Genomic DNA, 19,496 nt, shown 5'->3' with positions numbered 1-19,496 from the left:
GGCGAAGCCCGTGCCATCCACCGCGGTGTATTCTTCGCGGGTAAACCCGCTCCCACACGATCACGCTTTGATCTGCGCCATGTTGTCATGGCTGCGGTAAGTCATCCTGCCACGCCACCTCCCTTAGCGCCTGCACAGCTGGCACAATAGCCGCCATGAACACACTTCCCGCCTGCTGCGCCCCGCTCCGGCACCACTGGCCCCTGCCCCGTCCATTGCCCGGCGCGGTGCTGGTCAGTTGCGCCTTCGACCCTGCCCACCTGGCAACCGACGACTTCCAGCGCGCCGGTATCGTGCCCAGCGCCAGCCTGCAGCGCTCGGTCGCCAAGCGCCAGGCCGAGTACCTGGCCGGTCGCGTATGTGCCCGCGCCGCGCTCCAGCACCTGGACGGTCGCGACTACGTGCCCGGCACCCACGAAGACCGCTCGCCCATCTGGCCCGCCGGTATTCATGGCTCGATCACACACGGCAAGGGCTGGGCCGCTGCGGTGGTCGCCGGCGAAAACAGCTGCCAAGGTCTGGGCCTGGATCAGGAAGCCTTGCTGGATGACGAGCGCGCCGAGCGGCTGATGGGTGAAATCCTTATCCCGGCAGAGCTCGAACGCCTTGACCGCCGCCAGCTTGGGCTTACGGTCACCCTGACGTTCTCGCTGAAGGAAAGCTTGTTCAAGACCCTGTACCCACTGACTCGCCAACGCTTCTACTTCGAACACGCAGAAGTGCTCGACTGGTCCGCGGAAGGGCTGGCGCGCTTGCGCCTGCTCACCGACCTGTCACCGCAGTGGCAGCAAGGCGCAGAGCTGCAAGGCCAGTTCTGCCTGCAGGACGGCCACCTGCTGAGCCTGGTCAGCGTCTGACCTTTACAGCGGTGCCTGCTGCCTTGGCCAGTTCAGGCTGAAGCAGGCACCGCCCAACGCCTCGCTGCGGCCCACCGTGGCCCGGCCCGCGTGCCAGTAGATGATCCGCCGTACGATCGACAAGCCCAACCCGTGCCCGCCCGAGGCACGGGTACGGCTGTCATCGAGGCGGGTGAAGGGCGTGAAGATGCGGTCCCAGAAGCCCTCGGGGATCCCCGGGCCGTCATCCTCCACATCGATGCGGCAACGTTGCTGGCCCAGCTGATAGCTCAGGCGCACTTCGCCCTCGGCATGGCGCATGGCATTGCCGACAAGGTTCTGCAAGGCCCGGTGCAAGTAGCGCGGCTCGGCCTCGACCCAGGCGCCTTCGGCATCCGCGCCCTGGCAGTCGCCGCGCACAACCCGCACCTCGGCACGCAAAGGTGCCAGCTCTTCGATCACCCGATCGAGCAAGGCATCCAGATCGACCCGCTGGAACTTCAAGGCCGGTGCGCCCTGCTCCAGGCGGGCGTAGGTCAGCATCTCGTCGACCAGCTTGTCGAGGTCCTGAATATCCCCGTCCATGCCCGCCAGATGCTTAGCCCGCACCTGTTCAGTCGTGGCGCTTTCGATCATCTCCAGGCCAAAGCGCAGGCGCGCCACCGGCGTGCGCAGCTCGTGGGACACCGCTCGCACCAGCTCGCGCTGCATGGTCAGCGAGCGCTGCAGGTGCTCGGCCATGCCATTGAAGGCAGCAGCCAGGCGCCCTACCGAGTCGGCGTCGCCGGCCGGCACGCGGGTGTCCAGGCTGCCCTGGGCGATGCGCGTGGCAGCAATCTCCAGGCCCGACACACGACGTTCCAGCTGACGCACCAGCAGGTAGACCACCAGGCCGATCAGGCACAGCCCCAGGAAGGCAATCAGGATCAGCAACTGCGGCGGGTAAGGGTTGAGCTGGTACAGCGGGCCGATTTCCAGTACCCATGGCGAGCCCGTCAGCCCGGCGAACACCCGGATCGAGTCACCATCCTTGCCCAGCGCCATCACCGTGTCGCCCTCCTCCACCCGGCGCCGCTGGTCATCGTCCAGGCTGACCCGCTCGATACGTTGCAAGGCAACGCCAAAGCCGAAGCCTTTTTCCTGCTTGATCTGTGCCAGACGCTGCTGCTGTTCGGCTACCGGGTAGCGCACCAATTCGTCGGCCAATAGATAGAGGGTGGCCCGCGCCAACTGCTCGCTGATCTGTTTGATCTGCGCGACCAGCATCAGGTCTTCCTGGCCCACCTTGCGTAGCACTTGCGCCGCATGCGGGCCAATCTTCTCGACCACCACCAGGCCACGGTACAGGCGCGCCCGCTGGCCACCGTCAAGGCTGCGTGCGCTCATCGGCTGCAGCGCCAACGGCACGCCAAGCAGGCGTTCCCAGATCAGCAGCGAACGCTTGCGTTGGGTTTCATTCTGCATTGCCAGGTTGTCGGCCATCAGGCTGAAAGTGCCCTGGGCCAGGCCCTCGCGGTGCTGGGCAGCGCGCACTTCGTTGACCAGGTGCAGGCTGAGCACGCCAAGCAGGGCCACCAGCACCAGCACGGCCAGCATGCCGCCGTAGATGCGCAGGAAGATCGAATTGTTCATGGCGCCTCGCCCACGAACAGGTAGCCTTTGCTGCGCAGGGTCTTGATCAACCGCGGCTGAAGCGGGTCATCGCCGATCTTGGGGCGGATTTTCGAGATGCGGATATCGATGGAGCGGTCCTGGCCGTCGTAGCCCACGCCACGCAGTGCGGTGAAGATCTGTTCACGGGTCAGCACCCGGCCAGCGTTGCTGGCCAACAGCCAGAGCAGGTCGAATTCGGCGCCGGTCAGCTCGATCAACTGCTCGCCCAGGTGCGCCTCACGCAGGCGGTTGTCGATACGCAGCGCACCGAAGGCCAGGTCCTGGCGCTTGCTGTCCACGGTTTCGCTGCGGCGCAGCAGGGCCTGGATACGCGCCAGCAGCAAGCGTGGGCGCACGGGTTTGCAGACGTAGTCATCGGCGCCCAGGTCCAGGCCCTGGACCTGGTCGAGTTCATCGCTGCGCGCGGTGAGCATGAGGATCGGCCCCTGGTACTGGCTGCGCACCCGGCGGCAGATGCTCAGGCCGTCCTCGCCGGGCAGCATCAGGTCGAGGATGACCAAGTCGGGCTGGCTGTCGATGATGCGCCGGGCGGCGCGGGCACCATCACCCTCCACGCTGACCTCGAAGCCGTTGGCCTGCAGGTACTCGGCGGTCAGCTCGGCCAGGCGCTGGTCGTCTTCGACAATGAGGATGCGGGGTAGGGTTTGGTCCATGACTTTGGCCTTGTTTGTTCTTGGGATCGTGTCAGGGCAGCTGAGAGTATGACTGTAGATGGGTGGGGCCTGCGAGATCGAGTGCCGCCCGCACGGCGTATCGCGAGCGAAGCTCGCTACAACGGCCTGTGTCCAACCCCCGATGTGTGCCCACCACCGTGGTAGGAGCGGGTTTACCCGCGAATACGGTGGCGGCGGCAACGGTGAACGGCGGATGGAAAATGGCCAGTAGGGCCGGCCCTTTCGCGGGTGAACCCGCTCCTACACGGCGGCCTGTGCCCAACCACCGACATGTGTCCACCCTTGATCAGGCGTAGGAGCGGGTTTACCCGCGAATACGGTGGCGGCGGCAACGGTGAACGGCGGGTGGAAATTGGCCAGCAGGGCCGGCCCTTTCGCGGGTGAACCCGCTCCTACACGGCGGCCTGTGCCCAACCACCGACATGTGTCCACCCTCGATCAGGCGTAGGAGCGGGTTTACCCGCGAATACGGTGGCGGTGGCAACGGTGAACGGCGGGTGGAGATTGGCCAGCAGGCTCGGCCCTCTCGCGGGTAAACCCGCTCCTACAGGCGACCGCGCGCGGGGGAACCAGGATCTTCAGGCATGCCCCTACCGCCCCCTCGACTGAACCGTTTTTTGTGATAGGGTTCGCGCCCGAAAAAAACTGCCCAAGGGCGTCACGAAGCAGAAAAATACTGCAAACCACTTGGCACAAGGCCTACAGCGAATACCCACCATTCACTCACAAAGTACGCACACGTTATCCACAGGCGATTGCCTTGCAAAGCCCCCAATACCGCATTATCTTGTATCCCGATCGCAGCGAACCACTAGATATAGGGGTTCGTGCAAAATCACACACAAAAGTCAACCCGCAAGATCAAGCGATTTTCCGGGCGGAACTTGAAGTGATTTCAGCAGCCAAACCGCTCCTGCGGAGGCGACCGAGGCAAGCCCTTCCAGGGCCTTGTTCGGGCATGGGTGTTGCAGGCCAGGCCTGGCATCCATCAGCAACAGATTTTGGGCACCGCCCAGAACCTTTGACTTCGGCCAGGGAGCGGCAAGCCATTGCCCCTTATTCCTGAGTCTGTCCCGAAGTCGGTACGCCCGTGCGGGCGGATGCGCATGCATTACGCATCCCCGCGAGGCCATCGAGCAAGTGGACGGAACGGTGGGCGCCCCAGGGCGCCTGAACAATATAGAAATTGTGGAGACACCCACCCATGCAAACCGACACAACTCGCGAGAACCCGCAGGCCAAGGTGCCGCAGGCCGCCGATTCCAACCAGGATCTGGCTGCCACCGCCCCTGGCCAACTGCGCGTGATCAAGCGTAACGGCACTGTCGTCCCTTACACCGACGACAAGATCACCGTCGCCATCACCAAGGCGTTCCTCGCAGTTGAAGGCGGCACTGCCGCCGCTTCGTCGCGCATCCACGACACCGTTGCGCGCCTGACCGAGCAGGTTACCGCCACGTTCAAGCGTCGCATGCCATCGGGTGGCACCATCCACATCGAAGAAATCCAGGACCAGGTCGAACTGGCCCTGATGCGCGCCGGCGAGCAGAAAGTTGCCCGCGACTACGTGATCTACCGCGACCAGCGCGCCAAGGAACGCGCCACCCGCGCCAACACCGACGCCGTGGTCGAGCCGCACCCGAGCATCCGCATCACCCTGGCTGACGGCAGCCTGGCGCCGCTCGACATGGCCCGCCTGAACACCATCATCAGCGAAGCCTGCGAAGGCCTGGCCGAAGTCGATGGCGACCTGATCCAGCGCGAAACCCTGAAGAACCTGTACGACGGCGTGGCCATCAAGGACGTCAACACCGCCCTGGTAATGACCGCCCGTACCCTGGTGGAGCGCGAGCCGAACTACTCGTTCGTTACCGCCCGCCTGCTGATGGACACCCTGCGCGCCGAAGGCCTGGGCTTCCTGAATGTAGCCGACAGCGCCACCCACCACGAAATGGCTGACCTGTACGCCAAGGCCCTGCCGGCCTACGTCGCCAAAGGTATCGAGTTCGAGCTGCTGAACCCGGCCCTGGCCGACTTCGACCTGGAAAAACTGGGCAAGGCAATCAACCACGAGCGTGACCAGCAGTTCACCTACCTGGGCCTGCAGACCCTTTACGACCGCTACTTCATCCACAAGGATGGCGTGCGCTTCGAGCTGCCGCAGGTGTTCTTCATGCGTGTGGCGATGGGCCTGGCGCTGGAAGAGAAAGACAAGGAAGCCCGTGCGATCGAGTTCTACAACCTGTTGTCGTCGTTCGACTACATGGCCTCGACCCCGACCCTGTTCAACGCCGGTACCCTGCGCCCGCAGCTGTCCAGCTGCTACCTGACCACCGTGCCGGACGACCTGTCGGGCATCTACCACGCGATCCACGACAACGCCATGCTGTCGAAATTCGCTGGCGGCCTGGGCAACGACTGGACCCCGGTCCGTGCACTGGGCTCGTACATCAAGGGCACCAACGGTAAATCCCAGGGCGTCGTCCCGTTCCTGAAAGTGGTCAACGACACCGCCGTTGCCGTGAACCAGGGTGGCAAGCGCAAAGGCGCTGTATGTGCCTACCTGGAAACCTGGCACCTGGACATCGAAGAGTTCATCGAGCTGCGCAAGAACACCGGTGATGACCGCCGTCGTACCCACGACATGAACACCGCCAACTGGATTCCTGACCTGTTCATGAAGCGTGTCTTCGATGACGGCAAGTGGACCCTGTTCTCGCCTTCGGAAGTGCCAGACCTGCACGACCTGACCGGCAAGGCCTTCGAAGAGCGCTACGAGTACTACGAAGCCCTGACCGAGTACAACAAGATCAAGGTGTTCAAGACCATCCAGGCCAAAGACCTGTGGCGCAAGATGCTGTCGATGCTGTTCGAGACCGGCCACCCATGGCTGACCTTCAAGGACCCGTGCAACCTGCGTTCGCCGCAGCAGCACGTGGGCGTGGTCCACAGCTCGAACCTGTGCACCGAGATCACCCTGAACACCAACAAGGACGAGATCGCAGTCTGCAACCTGGGCTCGATCAACCTGCCGAACCACATCGTCGATGGCAAGCTGGACACCACCAAGCTGCAACGCACCGTGAACACCGCTGTGCGCATGCTCGACAACGTGATCGACATCAACTACTACTCGGTGCCGCAAGCGCGTAACTCGAACTTCAAGCACCGTCCGGTCGGCCTGGGCATCATGGGCTTCCAGGATGCGCTGTACCTGCAGCACATTCCTTACGGCTCCGATGCTGCCGTCGAGTTTGCCGACAAGTCGATGGAAGCGGTCAGCTACTACGCCATCCAGGCTTCTTGCGACCTGGCCGATGAACGCGGCGCCTACGAGACCTTCCAGGGTTCGCTGTGGTCCAAGGGCATCCTGCCGCTGGATTCGCAACAGATCCTGATCGAGGCCCGTGGCCAGAAGTACATCGACGTCAACCTGGAAGAAACCCTGGACTGGGCGCCGGTACGTGCCCGCGTGCAGAAAGGTATTCGTAACTCGAACATCATGGCCATCGCGCCAACCGCGACCATCGCCAACATCACCGGCGTGTCGCAGTCGATCGAGCCTACCTACCAGAACCTGTACGTGAAATCGAACCTGTCGGGCGAATTCACCGTGATCAACCCGTACCTGGTTCGCGACCTCAAGGCCCGCGACCTGTGGGACTCGGTCATGATCAACGACCTGAAGTACTACGACGGTTCGGTACAGCAGATCGAGCGTATCCCGCAAGAGCTGAAAGACCTGTACGCCACTGCGTTCGAAGTCGAGACCAAGTGGATTGTCGACGCTGCTTCCCGTCGCCAGAAGTGGATCGACCAGGCGCAGTCTCTGAACCTGTACATCGCCGGCGCCTCGGGCAAGAAGCTGGACGTGACCTACCGCATGGCCTGGTACCGTGGCCTGAAAACCACCTACTACCTCCGTGCCCTGGCCGCCACCAGCACCGAGAAGTCGACCATCAACACCGGCAAGCTCAACGCCGTTTCCAGCGGTGGCGACAGCGCCCCGGTCCAGGCAGCCGGCCCAGCGCCAGTGCCGAAGGCCTGCGCGATCGACGAGCCTGACTGCGAAGCCTGCCAGTAAGGCCTGAATGCCGTGCGGGGTGCCTACGGGTGCCCCGCGCGGCATTTTTGTATCCGCGCCTCAGAGAAACCTTGCCCTTTGCCCACTGTTCACGCAGCTCGGTAAAAGAACAGGACCTCTCAAAAAAGGATGTAAGCCCATGGCGCGGAAAAAACTGGCATCTCGCAAGATTGGTCGCAACGCCGAAACCGGCCGTTTCACCTCGGTGGAACAGGCACGCAAGCACCCCAAGACACACATTGTCGAAACGCTGTACACCCACCGTAGCTAGTGGTAGCTGGCCTCATCTCCGGCAAGCCCGCGGTGAGGCCGATTCCGCCAATACAGCCCTCAGAAACACCATATGATGTGCCTTAAAATTTAAACTGGCACAACATATAGGTTGGCGCTACACTCTCCCCCCGTAGAAGAAGCCACCCGCTTCGTGAACGGACGCACGCCAAACCGGTCAAAAAAGTTACCCTCGCCGGCAAGACACGCGCCCCGATCGAAGGTGAATTCCGGTATACTTTGCGCCCTCTGAAAAGAGCACCTATTCAATTGTCCTGGCCCCTCCCAGAGGCCTGGCCAGGTACAAGCCAGAACACATTCAGATGTAAACGAGAGTCAGCCTCTCGAGCTGCCCATTCGCCATTACGGCCTTGCGTCAGGCATCACATTCTTAAAATCCAACCGGTTGCCTCTGGGCGACCCTCAAGCAGGAGCCAAACCATGCTGAGCTGGGACGAATTCGACAAAGAAGACGGCGAAGTAGCCGCCAAAGGCAACACCCCTGCGCAGGCCGCTGCCGCCGCCACCCTCGACAAGCTCGACAGCGCCGGTGGTGCCGCCGCCTTGGAGGCCCGTGCGGCCACCGCTTCTGACTCCGAAGCCGTCAAACGTGCAAAGGCTGCCCTCGACGCCCTTGACGTTGCCGAAGGCCTGGCCGAGCTGGAAGGCTCCTCGGCCCGCGTTGCAGTAGATGAAAAGCGCATGATCAACTGCCGCGCCGACCTCAACCAGCTGGTACCGTTCAAGTACGACTGGGCCTGGCAGAAGTACCTGGACGGCTGCGCCAACCACTGGATGCCGCAAGAGGTCAACATGACCGCCGACATCGCCCTGTGGAAGAGCCAGGACGGCCTGACCGAAGACGAACGCCGCATCGTCATGCGCAACCTCGGCTTCTTCTCCACTGCCGACTCGCTGGTTGCCAACAACCTGGCCCTGGCCGTGTACCGCCTGATCACCAACCCGGAGTGCCGCCAGTATATTCTGCGCCAGGCCTTCGAAGAGGCGATCCACACCCACGCCTACCAGTACTGCATCGAGTCGCTGGGCATGGATGAAGGCGAGATCTTCAACATGTACCACGAGATCCCGTCGGTCGCTAAAAAAGCCGCCTGGGGCCTGAAGTACACCCGCGCCATCTCCGACCCGGAATTCAACACCGGCACCGTCGAAACCGACAAAGAGCTGCTGCGCAACCTGATCGCCTACTACTGCGTCCTGGAAGGCATCTTCTTCTACTGCGGCTTCACCCAGATCCTGTCCATGGGCCGCCGCAACAAGATGACTGGCGTTGCCGAGCAGTTCCAGTACATCCTGCGTGACGAGTCGATGCACCTGAACTTCGGTATCGACGTGATCAACCAGATCAAGATCGAAAACCCGCACCTGTGGGATGCGGCGATGAAGGAAGAAGCGACCCAGATGATCCTGCAAGGGACCCAGCTGGAGATCGAATACGCCCGAGACACCATGCCACGCGGCGTATTGGGCATGAACGCAGCGATGATGGAGGATTACCTCAAGTTCATCGCCAACCGTCGTTTGACCCAGATTGGTCTGAAAGAAGAATATCCGGGGACTACCAACCCGTTCCCTTGGATGAGCGAGATCATGGACTTGAAGAAGGAGAAGAACTTCTTTGAGACGCGGGTGATTGAGTATCAGACGGGTGGTGCGTTGAGCTGGGACTGATCTCCAAAGGGCTGCCGAAAGGCAGCCTTTTTTGTTGAGAAAATAAATCGAGGCCAAAATTGTCGAACAGCATGATCGATCTATTTTTAATAGCTACTCAATGAAAGGCACAATGAACTTAAAAGCAAGGTAGCCCACCTCCTTAAAGCATTGGCAAGCGAGGATTTAGGCACCAAAAAGAAAGCCGCTCAAGAAGCACTTTCCGCGGCCGAAAACCTGAAGCTCGTAATTCCCTCTACTGATGTACCAAACTGGTTACATAGCATAATACACTATATCAGTGGCCAGTTAGGACCGAATTGGAGAAGCTCTGTACTACTACAAAGCTTAATCCCGACACTTCCTTCTCTCAATGAACACACTTGGAACATTAACGACAACAAAAGCTCAGCTATAGACTTCGACGGTGTCTTCGAACTTTACAGAAAAGAAAGCAGACTGCCCGAGCTATTCTCAGAAATAGTAAAAATACTGGAAAGCATAAAGGATAGCGGGGATGTTGACAGCCTCAGTATGATTGAGGCTCTCGCAAAGGTCATATCTACAATTAAGAAATGCAGCAGCGGCTCCTACTTTTCAGTCAACGGTGCCTGGGCGTTCTTAACCAGTTTCTTGAACAACTATCTATGGGTAGAACTGGGGAAAATTCCTGTTTTAGGCAGTGCTTTTGAAGCCTTAAGAAAAACGATAGACGAGACTGAAGCCGAGATTGAAAAAGTAAACTCCCTAGTCAAGCAAGATCTTGACAAGCGAGCAAAAACAGAAATCAAGGCGATTGGAACCGCAAACTTTGAATTTGTCACCTATGGAAAATCAGGCACGTTGATTGAGCGCTCATCCAGTTCAAATTTAGAAACTGAGTCCTAAGCTTATCCACTGCTATCGAAGCGATCAAAACCAAACCGAAAAATAGGTATCGATGAGACAATTTCAGACATGGACTACAGCTTTTTTGTTTGACGGCTTCGCCTGATGGAATTACCTTTTTTATCGGCGCCTAAGAAACGCCTCACGTAGCGGTCAATCCGCCCCGACAGATGCGGCTTTTTTTTGCCTGTGGTTTAATCCTGCGCGCAGAAAACGTGTTATGTCGGGAGCGGACTAATACAAGACCCGCAAGGGGAATACGTCCGGTCCGCTACGTGGGATTTCTTAGCTCCCGACACCCAGCCCTAAGAAAGCTGTAATCACGTAGAGGTAATGGAAATGCCCGTCAAATCCGATAGTTACAGGCTTTTCGCACATGCGTCTCGCCTGTGCCATGCTCAAAGGACCACGGAGGCCAGCCATGACTGACCTTCAAAAACCCTCTCTCTTCATCCGCCACAACCGCCCTCTCCACACCCTCTGGCTCGAATCCCAAGCCTGGTTCTGCGCCCACGAACTCGGCCGGCTGAGCGGTCACTTCTTCGACGAACACTGCATGCGCAAGCTCGACCCGGATCAGTACCGCACAGTGCAACTGCTGCGCTATGGCAAGTACCAGGAGACCACCATGGTCAGTGAGTCCGGGGCCTATACCTTGTTGGCGCATCACCATGTGCCGGAGAACCGCCATTTGCGCTGGTGGCTGACGCATGAGGTGGTGGCGGTGCTGCGTGATGCTCAGGCTGACGGGGCAGGCGATGCGCCCCGGCTGGGGCAGATGTGCTGGCCTGGTGGGCGGAGTGCGACGTTGCTTTATTGGCAGAGTGAGCCTTGGGTGAGGATGCGGGATATGCCGGTGGTGCTGGCTGGGGAAGTTGAGCTGCCGGGGCCGGTGGAGAAGCGCAAATTGAGTTGGCGCGAGTGTGCGCAGCGGGCGCTGCGGATGCATGGGGTTTAGCGGGCGATTTTTGTCTGTTCTGACCCTTTCGCGGGTGAACCCGCTCCCACACCGAACTCGGATGCCTGGACTGATTCCGTTAGCCTAAACAGCGTTTGCGTGCTCTGCTAATACGCGGTTCCGGCTATTGCAGAACCAGTGGGAGCGGGATCAGTCTACTGCCAGTCAGTGAGCCAATCGGGGCCGTTTTGCGGCCCTTTTTGGGCAAGCTATGCTGCTTTTGTAGGATTTTGATTCAACACTGCCCGCAAAAACCACACTCGCGGCCTTCTGGTTATCTGCCAGGGCTATTACACTGATGAGCAATCAATCTACGCGTGTGATCGAACCAGGAAAAGCTATGGCAACCTTGCGCGAAAACCAGCTTAGCGACGAGGCTATCGAGAATCTGGAGAACCAGATCCCAGAGATGGCTGCAGCTGCTACACGCCTTGCGTATTTCCGGGCTGTTGCAGCGGGGCATACGGTTGTCACTGTCGACAACAACCACATCATCGCAACCCACGCTGATGGCCATGTTGAAGTGCTTGCAGAAACCAAACCGAGCCTGAAGGTGAAGACCGGACAGCGCTTCACCGTGCGCAAGCTCAGTGGGCGCGCCTAAGCTTCGCGTTTTTGCCGGCCCTAATGGGTCTGGCAAAAGCACCATCAAGGACCAGATTCCAGCTCGGCTGGTCAACCTTTACGTCAATGCTGATGAACTTGAAAAGTCTGCCAAAACGACAGGGTTCATCGACCTGAGTGATTATGGTCTTGAGCTCACCGAGCAGGCATTACGGACCTATCTCACCCAGCATCCATTGATCATAAGGGCAGGACTGCAGGAGAGCGCAGGCCGGCTAACACTCGTAGGCCAAAAAATCGAATTCCGAGGCGTGGATGTAAATTCCTACCACGCTGCAGTCATTGCAGACCTCATCCGCCATCAATTGCTCGAACGCAGAATCAGCTTCACGTTCGAGACAGTGATGTCCTCTTCGGAGAAGGTTCGATTCATGGAAACGGCTCAGCAGATGGGCTACCGGACCTACCTGTATTTCGTAGCCACCGATTCACCGCAGATCAATATTCTTCGGGTAGCAAACCGGGTCGATGATGGCGGGCATGACGTCCCGAGAGACAAAATTACCCAGCGCTATGCTCGAACACTCTCACTGCTTCCAGAGGCCATTTCCGCAGCAAATCGGGCTTATATTTTCGATAACTCCGGAGATGAGTCTGTCTTTCTTGCAGAGATTACTGATGGCGCCACGCTGGAGTTTCATCAGGACGACATGCCAGATTGGTTCATCAACGCCTACCTGAGCCGGGTTTGGGAATCTTGATGAACTGGCTGAAGGCAAGAGGAGTGCGACGGCACAGCTTCTGCTTTCTTGCATGAACTGCTGGAGCTAGGGAGCGCTCGATCTCATCCGGTCAGTCGCTCCGCAAAAAAAGAGGCCCCGCCCACGCCGACAAGAGGGGTACGGCACAACGAGGTGCCGGGACTGGACATGCCAGTCTACGTGGTCGAGGGCGAGGCCAGATCTGAAAATAGCGCAGGGTTGCGGCCGGTCCACAGGCGATTGGATTGAATTTGTAAACCATGTCCTCTCCACACCCTCTGGCTCGAATCCCAAGCCTGGTTCTGCGCCCACGAACTCGGCCGGCTGAGCGGTCATTTCTTCGACGAACACTGCATGCGCAAGCTCGACCCGGATCAGTACCGCACGGTGTAACTGCTGCGCTATGGCAAGTACCAGGAGACCACCATGGTCAGCGAGTCCGGGGCCTATACCTTGTTAGCTCATCATCATGTGCCGGAGAACCGCCATTTGCGCCGGTGGCTGACACATGAAGTGGTAGCGGTACTGCGTGATATTCAGGCAGATGGGGCGGACGATGCGCCGAGGCTGGGGCGGATGTGCTGGCCTGGTGGACGCAGCGCTACGTTGTTGTATTGGCAGAGTGAGCCTTGGGTGAAGATGCGGGATATGCCGGTGGTGCTGGCTGGGGAAGTGGAGCTGCAGGGGCCGGTGGAGAAGCGCAAGTTGAGTTGGCGGGAGTGTGCGCAGCGGGCGCTGCGGATGCATGGGGTTTAGCGGGCATTGTGTTGCCTGTGCTGGCCTCTTCGCGGGTTCAAACCCGCTCCTACAGAGATCGCAGTTTGCCGGCGTTACCTAGCAAGCTGGTCTGCCTGACTTGGCAATGAGCCCTCTGGGCTGATGGGGGACCTGTGTGGGTTCATCGAGGCGTTGAACCGTCGCGAACACCGGCGAAGCCGGTGCCATTCACCGAGTCGGATTCTTCGCGGGCACGCCCGCTCCCACCGAAGCACAGCTCTAGCTTTGAGGCGGTGTTTTACCTTGAGATTTTGGCCTGGGGCTGCCAAACCCTATAGGCCCACTCAAGTCACTCAGCAGCCTTTTTGTGAGCTTGGTCCCGCTCACGACGATCGACAGCGACGACAAGAACCACGATCTCTTGGTCAATGACCTGATAGACCAGCCTGTACCCACTGCTGCGAAGCTTTATTTTGTAGCAATCTGGCAGCGAGTGAAGGCGGTTTGCCTCGATTCGAGATTTCAGCAGGACCTCTGCCAGTTTCTTCTTGAACTGCTGACGCACGGTATCGCCCAGCTTCTTCCACTCCTTCAATGCGCGGGCATCGAAGTCGAGGCTATAGGTCATCCAGCTGGACCCTCACGCGCTGCGGAGAACCAAGACGCTCTTGTACGGTCGCAATGAGGTCTTCATCTTCCTCGGTCATAAGGACTGGCCTGAAGGGTAGCTTGCCCCGCTCAGCGACATATTGCAGAGCCTGCCGCATGAGCTCGGAGGGGGTTACACCGAGGCGCTCGAGCTCTTTGTAGGCGCGGGCTTTGAGATCATCGTCGACGCGGATGTTGATGGAAGCCATGGCTTGGCCCTCATGTAAAGACGACTGTCATTACAGCGCACTGATCTTGGTGATTCTGCAATGATGGATTGTTTGCCGGGGCCGCTGTGCGGCCCTTTCGCGGCACAAGGCCACCCAGGGAATCGCGTAGCACGGGAGATTTGCCAAGATAGCTGGCGGCCGTGGCGCCAGGGAGCGCTCGATCTTAACCGGGAAGCGTTGCGGAAAAGGAAGAGGCCTCGCCCACGCCGACAGGAGGGGTACGGCACCAACGAGGATGCCGGGACTGGACATGCCAGTCTGAGTGGTCGAGGGCGAGGCCAGATCTGAAGATAGCGCATGCTCGCGGATGGGACCACTGCTGATTCGATTTGATTTGTAAACCATGTCCCCGGTTTGAGGTGCGAGGCAGGCAATGGGGGCATGCCCGCACAGAGGATCGCGTACGGCGCGAGAGCCCCAGTCGTAGTATGTCTGTACAGAGTCCACGGTAGAGCTTCTGCAGCCCGGATTTCGCGTCCTTGGATCCTTATTACTCAGCTATCAGCCGTTGACAGCCCACCTTCCCCTTGCTAATAATCGCCCATAGTTGTACGACAACACATAACAAAAACAACAATCCGTGGACGAACCCATGTCGACACCCATCCCGCTGCACCCGCACCTGTTGCACACCCCTCTTCCCCCGGCCAGCTCGCGTACACCAGCCAGTACGTAGCGCCCGGTTACCGCGCATTCACCCCTGGCCCTGACCGGCCCGTTATCTACCCGCCCCTGCCGCAGGCCGCTTGCGCGTGCCCGGTGGACGGGCTGCCACACCCTTAGGGAGCACAACAATAATGAAAATCTGCCACACCCTGCCCTTCGCCCTGCTTGGCGCCGGGGTTATCGCCGGCCTGCCGGGCACCAGCCTGGCTGCGGGATTTGTCGAAGACAGCAAGGCCACCCTCGGGTTGCGCAACTTCTACATCAACCGCAACTTCACCAACCCCAGCAACCCGCAAAGCAAGGCCGAGGAGTGGACGCAAAGCTTCATCCTCGACGCCCGCTCGGGGTTCACAGAAGGGCCAATCGGCTTCGGCGTGGATGTGCTGGGGATGTGGTCGGTCAAGCTCGACGGTGGTGGCGGCACTTATGGTACGGCGTTGCTGCCTCGCCATGACGATGGCCGGCCAGCCGACGATTACGGGCGCCTGGCAGTGGCGGGCAAGGCGCGTATTTCCAAGACCGAACTGAAGATCGGTGAATGGATGCCGGTGCTGCCGATTCTGCGTTCGGACGACGGGCGTTCGTTGCCGCAAACATTTCGTGGCGGGCAGGTGACCTCCAACGAAATCGCAGGGCTGACCCTGTACGGCGGCCAGTTCCGCGGCAACAGCCCGCGTAACGACGCGAGCATGGAAGACATGAGCTACGGCGGCGGCGTGTCGGACCGTTTCAACTTCGTCGGCGGCGAGTACAAGTTCAACCAGGACCGCACGCTGGTGGGGCTGTGGAATGCGGTGCTGAAGGACGTGTACCAGCAGCAATACCTGCAACTGAGCCACAGCCAGCCGGTGGGTGACTGGACCCTGGGTGCGAACCTCGGCTACTTCCATGGCGATGACGACGGCTCCAGGCGCGCTGGTGAACTGGATAACAAGACCTACTCGGGGATGTTCTCGGCCAAGTACGGCGGCAGCACCTTCTGGGTGGGGCTGCAGAAAGTCGATGGTGATACCTGGATGCGGGTGAACGGCACCAGTGGCGGGACCTTGGCCAACGACAGTTACAACTCCAGCTTCGACAATGCCAACGAGCGTTCGTGGCAGGTGCGCCATGACTTCAACTTCGTCACCGTCGGGGTACCGGGGCTGACCCTGATGAACCGCTACATCAGCGGGCACGATGTGCACAGCGGGGGCGTGACCGATGGCAAGGAGTGGGTGCGTGAAACGGAGCTTGCGTATGTGATCCAGAGCGGGGCGTTCAAGGATTTGAGCGTGAAATGGCGTAACTCGTCGATTCGCCGGGATTACAGCAATAACGAGTTTGATGAGAACCGGTTGATCTTCAACTATCCGCTGTCGTTGCTCTGATCAAGAAATGCGGGTTTACCCGGGAATACGGTGGCGGCGGCGACGGTGAATGGCGGGTGGGGATTGGCCAGCAGGGCCGGCCCTTTCGCGGGTAAACCCGCTCCTACAGCGGCCTCAGTCAACCTCCGATGTGTGTCCACCATTGATCAGGTGTAGGAGCGGGTTTACCCGCGAATACGGTGGTGGCTGCGACGGTGAATGGCGGGTGGGGATTGGCCAGCAGGGCCGGCCCTTTCGCGGGTAAACCCGCTCCTACAGCGGCCTCAGTCAACCTCCGATGTGTGTCCACCATTGATCAGGTGTAGGAGCGGGTTTACCCGCGAATACGGTGGTGGCTGCGACGGTGAATGGCGGGTGGGGATTGGCCAGCAGGGCCGGCCCTTTCGCGGGTAAACCCGCTCCTACGGCGGCCCGTGCCCAACCACCGATGTGTGTAGGAGCGGGTTTACCCGCGAATACGGTGGCGGCGGAGACGGTGAACGGCGGGTGGAGATTGGCCAGCAGGGGCCGGCCTCTTCGCGGGTAAACCCGCTCCTACGGGCGACCGCGCAGGCCTTTCGCATTTTTTACCCGCAAAAAGGCCGGCAAAAGCCGCCCAAGCCTCATTGACAACACACAGAACCACCGCCAATAATCACCCAAGTCATACGACAACCTACAACAACTAACAACAAGAGCCGGCCATGACCACTACCCCCTTCAATCGCCTGCTGCTCACCGGAGCCGCAGGCGGCCTGGGCAAGGTCCTTCGCGAACGCCTGCAAGGCTACGCCGAGGTCCTGCGCCTGTCTGACATCAGCCCCATGGCCCCGGCCGCGGGCCCGCATGAAGAAGTCATTACCTGTGACCTGGCCGACAAGGCTGCGGTGCATGCCCTGGTCGAGGGCGTAGACGCCATCATCCACTTTGGCGGGGTTTCTACCGAACACGCCTTCGAAGAGATTCTCGGCCCCAATATCTGCGGCGTGTTCCACGTGTACGAGGCGGCGCGCAAGCACGGGGTCAAGCGCATCATCTTCGCCAGCTCCAACCACACCATCGGTTTCTATCGCCAGGATGAGCGCATCGACGCTCACGCGCCGCGCCGGCCCGATAGCTATTACGGGCTGTCCAAGTGCTACGGCGAAGATGTGGCCAGCTTCTACTTTGACCGCTACGGCATCGAGACCGTCAGCATTCGCATCGGCTCGTCGTTCCCGCAGCCACAAAACCTGCGCATGCTCTGCACCTGGCTCAGTTACGACGACCTGGTGCAGTTGATCGAACGCGGGCTGTTCACCCCCGGGGTTGGCCACACCATCGTCTACGGCGCCTCCGACAATCGCACCGTGTGGTGGGACAACCGCCATGCCGCGCACCTGAGCTATGTACCCAAGGACAGCTCCGAAACCTTCCGCGCAGCCGTGGAGGCCCAACCGGCACCCGCCGCCGATGACCCGAGCATGGTCTACCAGGGCGGCGCTTTCGCCGTGGCCGGCCCGTTCAACTGACCCCTCGCCAGGAGGCACGGCCATGAACTGCGAACTGATCGTCGACGCCCGCAACGGTACCGGCGAAAGCCCTGTGTGGCACCCCGGTGAACAGGCCCTGTACTGGGTAGACATTCCCGCTCGCCAATTGCATCGCTGGCAAGCGGCCGATGGCAAACACCAGTGCTGGCAGGGCGACGAGATGCTGGCCTGCATCGCCCGCAGCGGTCAGGGCTGGGTTGCGGGTATGGAAAGCGGCATTTTCCAGCTCCAGGCCAAGGCGGACGGCAGCCTCGACAGCCGGCTGCTCAGCAACGTGCAGCACGCCCAGGCCGGCATGCGCTTCAACGATGGCCGCTGCGACCGTCAGGGCCGCTTCTGGGCCGGGACCATGCTGCTGGACATGCAGCAAGGTGCCCACGTGGGCGCGCTGTACCGGCATGACGGCGAAGGCCACCTGCACCTGCAGCAGGACGGCATGATCGTGCCCAATGGCCTGGCGTTCAGCCCCGACGGCAAGCGCATGTACCTGTCCGACTCGCACCCCAACGTGCAGAAGGTGTGGGCCTTCGACTACGACACCGACAGCGGCACGCCGCACAACAAGCGGCTGTTCGTCGACATGCGCGGCTACCCAGGGCGCCCCGACGGCGCCGCGATCGACCAGGATGGCTGCTACTGGATCTGCGGCAACGACGCCGGGCAGGTTCACCGCTTCACTCCTGACGGGCGCCTCGACCGCTCGCTCAGCGTGCCGGTGAAAAAGCCGGCCATGTGCGCCTTTGGTGGCGCCAACCTCGACACCCTGTACGTCACCTCGATTCGCCCCGCGGGCATCGACCTCGGCGACCAGCCACTGGCTGGCGGGGTATTTGCCCTCAACCCTGGCACCAAGGGCCTGGAGGAACCTGCCTACCGGGGCTGAGCCCCACTGCCACACCCACACTTGCACGCCCGAAACCGGATAATAAAAACCACGGAGTTTCACCATGACGTTCAAACGCAAGCTGCTTCTTGCCGTACTCCCGTTCGCCTTCAGCGTGGCCATGCCCGCCTCGGCACTGGACATCAAGTTCGCCGAGATTCACCCGGCCGGGTACCCGACCGTAGTCGCCGAACAGAACATGGGTAAAAAGCTGGAAGACGCCAGCAATGGCGAAATCACCTTCAAGATGTTCGCCGGCGGCGTTCTGGGTTCTGAGAAGGAAGTGATCGAACAGGCACAGATCGGTGCCGTGCAGATGACCCGTGTCAGCTTGGGGATCGTCGGCCCGGTGGTGCCGGATGTGAACGTATTCAACATGCCGTTCGTGTTCCGCGACCATGATCACATGCGCAAGATTATCGACGGCGAGATCGGCCAGGAAATCCTCGACAAGATCACCAATTCCGATTTCAACCTGGTGGCCCTGGCCTGGATGGATGGCGGCTCGCGCAGCATCTACACGAAAAAGCCGGTGCGCAGCCTGGAAGACCTCAAAGGCATGAAGATTCGCGTACAGGGCAACCCGCTGTTCATCGACATGATGAACGCCATGGGCGGCAACGGCATCGCCATGGACACCGGAGAAATCTTCAGCGCCCTGCAGACTGGCGTGATCGATGGCGCCGAGAACAACCCGCCCACGCTGCTTGAGCACAACCACTTCCAGAGCGCCAAGTACTACACACTCACGGGTCACCTGATCCTCCCGGAGCCGGTAGTGATGTCCAAGACCACCTGGAACAAGCTCAGCCCCGAGCAGCAGGCGTTGGTGAAGAAGGTTGCGCGTGAAGCACAGATGGAAGAGCGCGCGCTGTGGGACGCCAAGTCCGCCGCCAGCGAAGAGAAGCTCAAGGCCGCCGGTGTCGAGTTCATTACCGTCGACAAGAAGCCGTTCTACGACGCCACCGCTTCGGTACGCGAAAAATACGGCGCGCAGTACGCCGACTTGATGAAGCGTATCGACGCTGTCCAGTAACCGCGCCCCTTTCTGAACGACCTCGGCAGCGCGGCGCCCGTCGCACTGCCGCTTT

General features: G+C 60.3%; 17 protein-coding genes. 13 read left to right on the top strand and 4 right to left on the bottom strand.

The window, feature by feature from the left end; genetic code table 11:
• Window positions 1-155: 155 nt before the first annotated feature.
• Window positions 156-857: a 4'-phosphopantetheinyl transferase gene (locus tag PRJ_RS06335; protein ID WP_010952336.1), complete on the top strand. Its 702-nt coding sequence runs from the start codon at window positions 156-158 to the stop codon at window positions 855-857.
• 3 nt (window positions 858-860) lie between these two features.
• Here the strand turns inward: PRJ_RS06335 and PRJ_RS06330 are convergent, their stop codons facing one another.
• Entirely contained in the window at window positions 861-2,468 is a 1,608-nt protein-coding gene (locus PRJ_RS06330; RefSeq protein ID WP_104960957.1) for an ATP-binding protein, read from the bottom strand.
• Window positions 2,465-3,163 carry a response regulator transcription factor gene (locus PRJ_RS06325; RefSeq protein ID WP_019438844.1) on the bottom strand — a complete coding sequence of 233 codons (699 nt, stop codon included), beginning with the start codon at window positions 3,161-3,163 and terminating at the stop codon, window positions 2,465-2,467. Before PRJ_RS06325 ends, PRJ_RS06330 begins: the two co-directional genes overlap by 4 nt.
• Window positions 3,164-4,388: 1,225 nt before the next feature.
• Here PRJ_RS06325 and PRJ_RS06315 point away from each other — a divergent pair.
• The 8 genes from PRJ_RS06315 (at window position 4,389) to PRJ_RS06285 (ending at window position 13,136) form a co-directional block, all read left to right on the top strand.
• On the top strand, window positions 4,389-7,268 hold the full coding sequence (locus tag PRJ_RS06315) for a ribonucleoside-diphosphate reductase subunit alpha (protein WP_003254820.1): 2,880 nt from the start codon (window positions 4,389-4,391) through the stop codon (window positions 7,266-7,268).
• 139 nt (window positions 7,269-7,407) lie between these two features.
• Window positions 7,408-7,539: a hypothetical protein gene (locus PRJ_RS30285; protein WP_003254821.1), complete on the top strand. Its 132-nt coding sequence runs from the start codon at window positions 7,408-7,410 to the stop codon at window positions 7,537-7,539.
• Window positions 7,540-7,979: 440 nt separating this feature from the next.
• On the top strand, window positions 7,980-9,230 hold the full coding sequence (locus tag PRJ_RS06310) for a ribonucleotide-diphosphate reductase subunit beta (protein WP_003254823.1): 1,251 nt from the start codon (window positions 7,980-7,982) through the stop codon (window positions 9,228-9,230).
• A gap of 150 nt (window positions 9,231-9,380) precedes the next feature.
• Complete coding sequence (locus tag PRJ_RS29785; RefSeq protein ID WP_147429954.1) at window positions 9,381-10,097, top strand: hypothetical protein; 717 nt, start codon at window positions 9,381-9,383, stop codon at window positions 10,095-10,097.
• A gap of 421 nt (window positions 10,098-10,518) precedes the next feature.
• Entirely contained in the window at window positions 10,519-11,055 is a 537-nt protein-coding gene (locus PRJ_RS06300; protein WP_104960956.1) for a Bro-N domain-containing protein, read from the top strand.
• 340 nt (window positions 11,056-11,395) lie between these two features.
• Window positions 11,396-11,659, top strand: a complete 264-nt coding sequence (locus PRJ_RS06295; RefSeq protein ID WP_021784483.1) for a hypothetical protein — start codon at window positions 11,396-11,398, stop codon at window positions 11,657-11,659.
• Window positions 11,646-12,380 (top strand): zeta toxin family protein, encoded by a 735-nt coding sequence (locus PRJ_RS06290; RefSeq protein ID WP_104960955.1) that lies wholly within the window; start codon window positions 11,646-11,648, stop codon window positions 12,378-12,380. The genes PRJ_RS06295 and PRJ_RS06290 overlap by 14 nt, the downstream gene beginning before the upstream one ends.
• A gap of 426 nt (window positions 12,381-12,806) precedes the next feature.
• Window positions 12,807-13,136, top strand: a complete 330-nt coding sequence (locus PRJ_RS06285; RefSeq protein WP_223843555.1) for a hypothetical protein — start codon at window positions 12,807-12,809, stop codon at window positions 13,134-13,136.
• Between the two features lie 310 nt (window positions 13,137-13,446).
• On the opposite strand, the gene PRJ_RS06280 is transcribed toward PRJ_RS06285, so the two are convergent.
• Window positions 13,447-13,725, bottom strand: coding sequence for a type II toxin-antitoxin system RelE/ParE family toxin (locus tag PRJ_RS06280; RefSeq protein WP_104960954.1), 279 nt, complete (start codon window positions 13,723-13,725; stop codon window positions 13,447-13,449).
• Entirely contained in the window at window positions 13,715-13,954 is a 240-nt protein-coding gene (locus PRJ_RS06275) for a type II toxin-antitoxin system RelB/DinJ family antitoxin (protein WP_064492302.1), read from the bottom strand. The genes PRJ_RS06280 and PRJ_RS06275 overlap by 11 nt, the downstream gene beginning before the upstream one ends.
• Window positions 13,955-14,772: 818 nt before the next feature.
• On the opposite strand from PRJ_RS06275, the gene PRJ_RS06270 reads away from it, so the two are divergent.
• From PRJ_RS06270 to PRJ_RS06255, 4 genes are all read left to right on the top strand, one after another.
• On the top strand, window positions 14,773-16,011 hold the full coding sequence (locus PRJ_RS06270; protein ID WP_104960953.1) for an OprD family porin: 1,239 nt from the start codon (window positions 14,773-14,775) through the stop codon (window positions 16,009-16,011).
• Between the two features lie 683 nt (window positions 16,012-16,694).
• Window positions 16,695-17,501, top strand: a complete 807-nt coding sequence (locus tag PRJ_RS06265) for an NAD(P)-dependent oxidoreductase (RefSeq protein ID WP_104960952.1) — start codon at window positions 16,695-16,697, stop codon at window positions 17,499-17,501.
• Window positions 17,502-17,523: 22 nt separating this feature from the next.
• Window positions 17,524-18,405 carry an SMP-30/gluconolactonase/LRE family protein gene (locus PRJ_RS06260; RefSeq protein WP_104960951.1) on the top strand — a complete coding sequence of 294 codons (882 nt, stop codon included), beginning with the start codon at window positions 17,524-17,526 and terminating at the stop codon, window positions 18,403-18,405.
• Between the two features lie 64 nt (window positions 18,406-18,469).
• On the top strand, window positions 18,470-19,441 hold the full coding sequence (locus PRJ_RS06255; RefSeq protein ID WP_010952323.1) for a TRAP transporter substrate-binding protein: 972 nt from the start codon (window positions 18,470-18,472) through the stop codon (window positions 19,439-19,441).
• Window positions 19,442-19,496 lie beyond the last annotated feature (55 nt).

The organism is Pseudomonas sp. XWY-1, from assembly GCF_002953115.1.
Taxonomy (GTDB): domain Bacteria; phylum Pseudomonadota; class Gammaproteobacteria; order Pseudomonadales; family Pseudomonadaceae; genus Aquipseudomonas; species Aquipseudomonas alloputida.
Note: the sequence above shows the minus strand (reverse complement) of the source record. Positions and strands in the feature narration are given on the sequence as shown.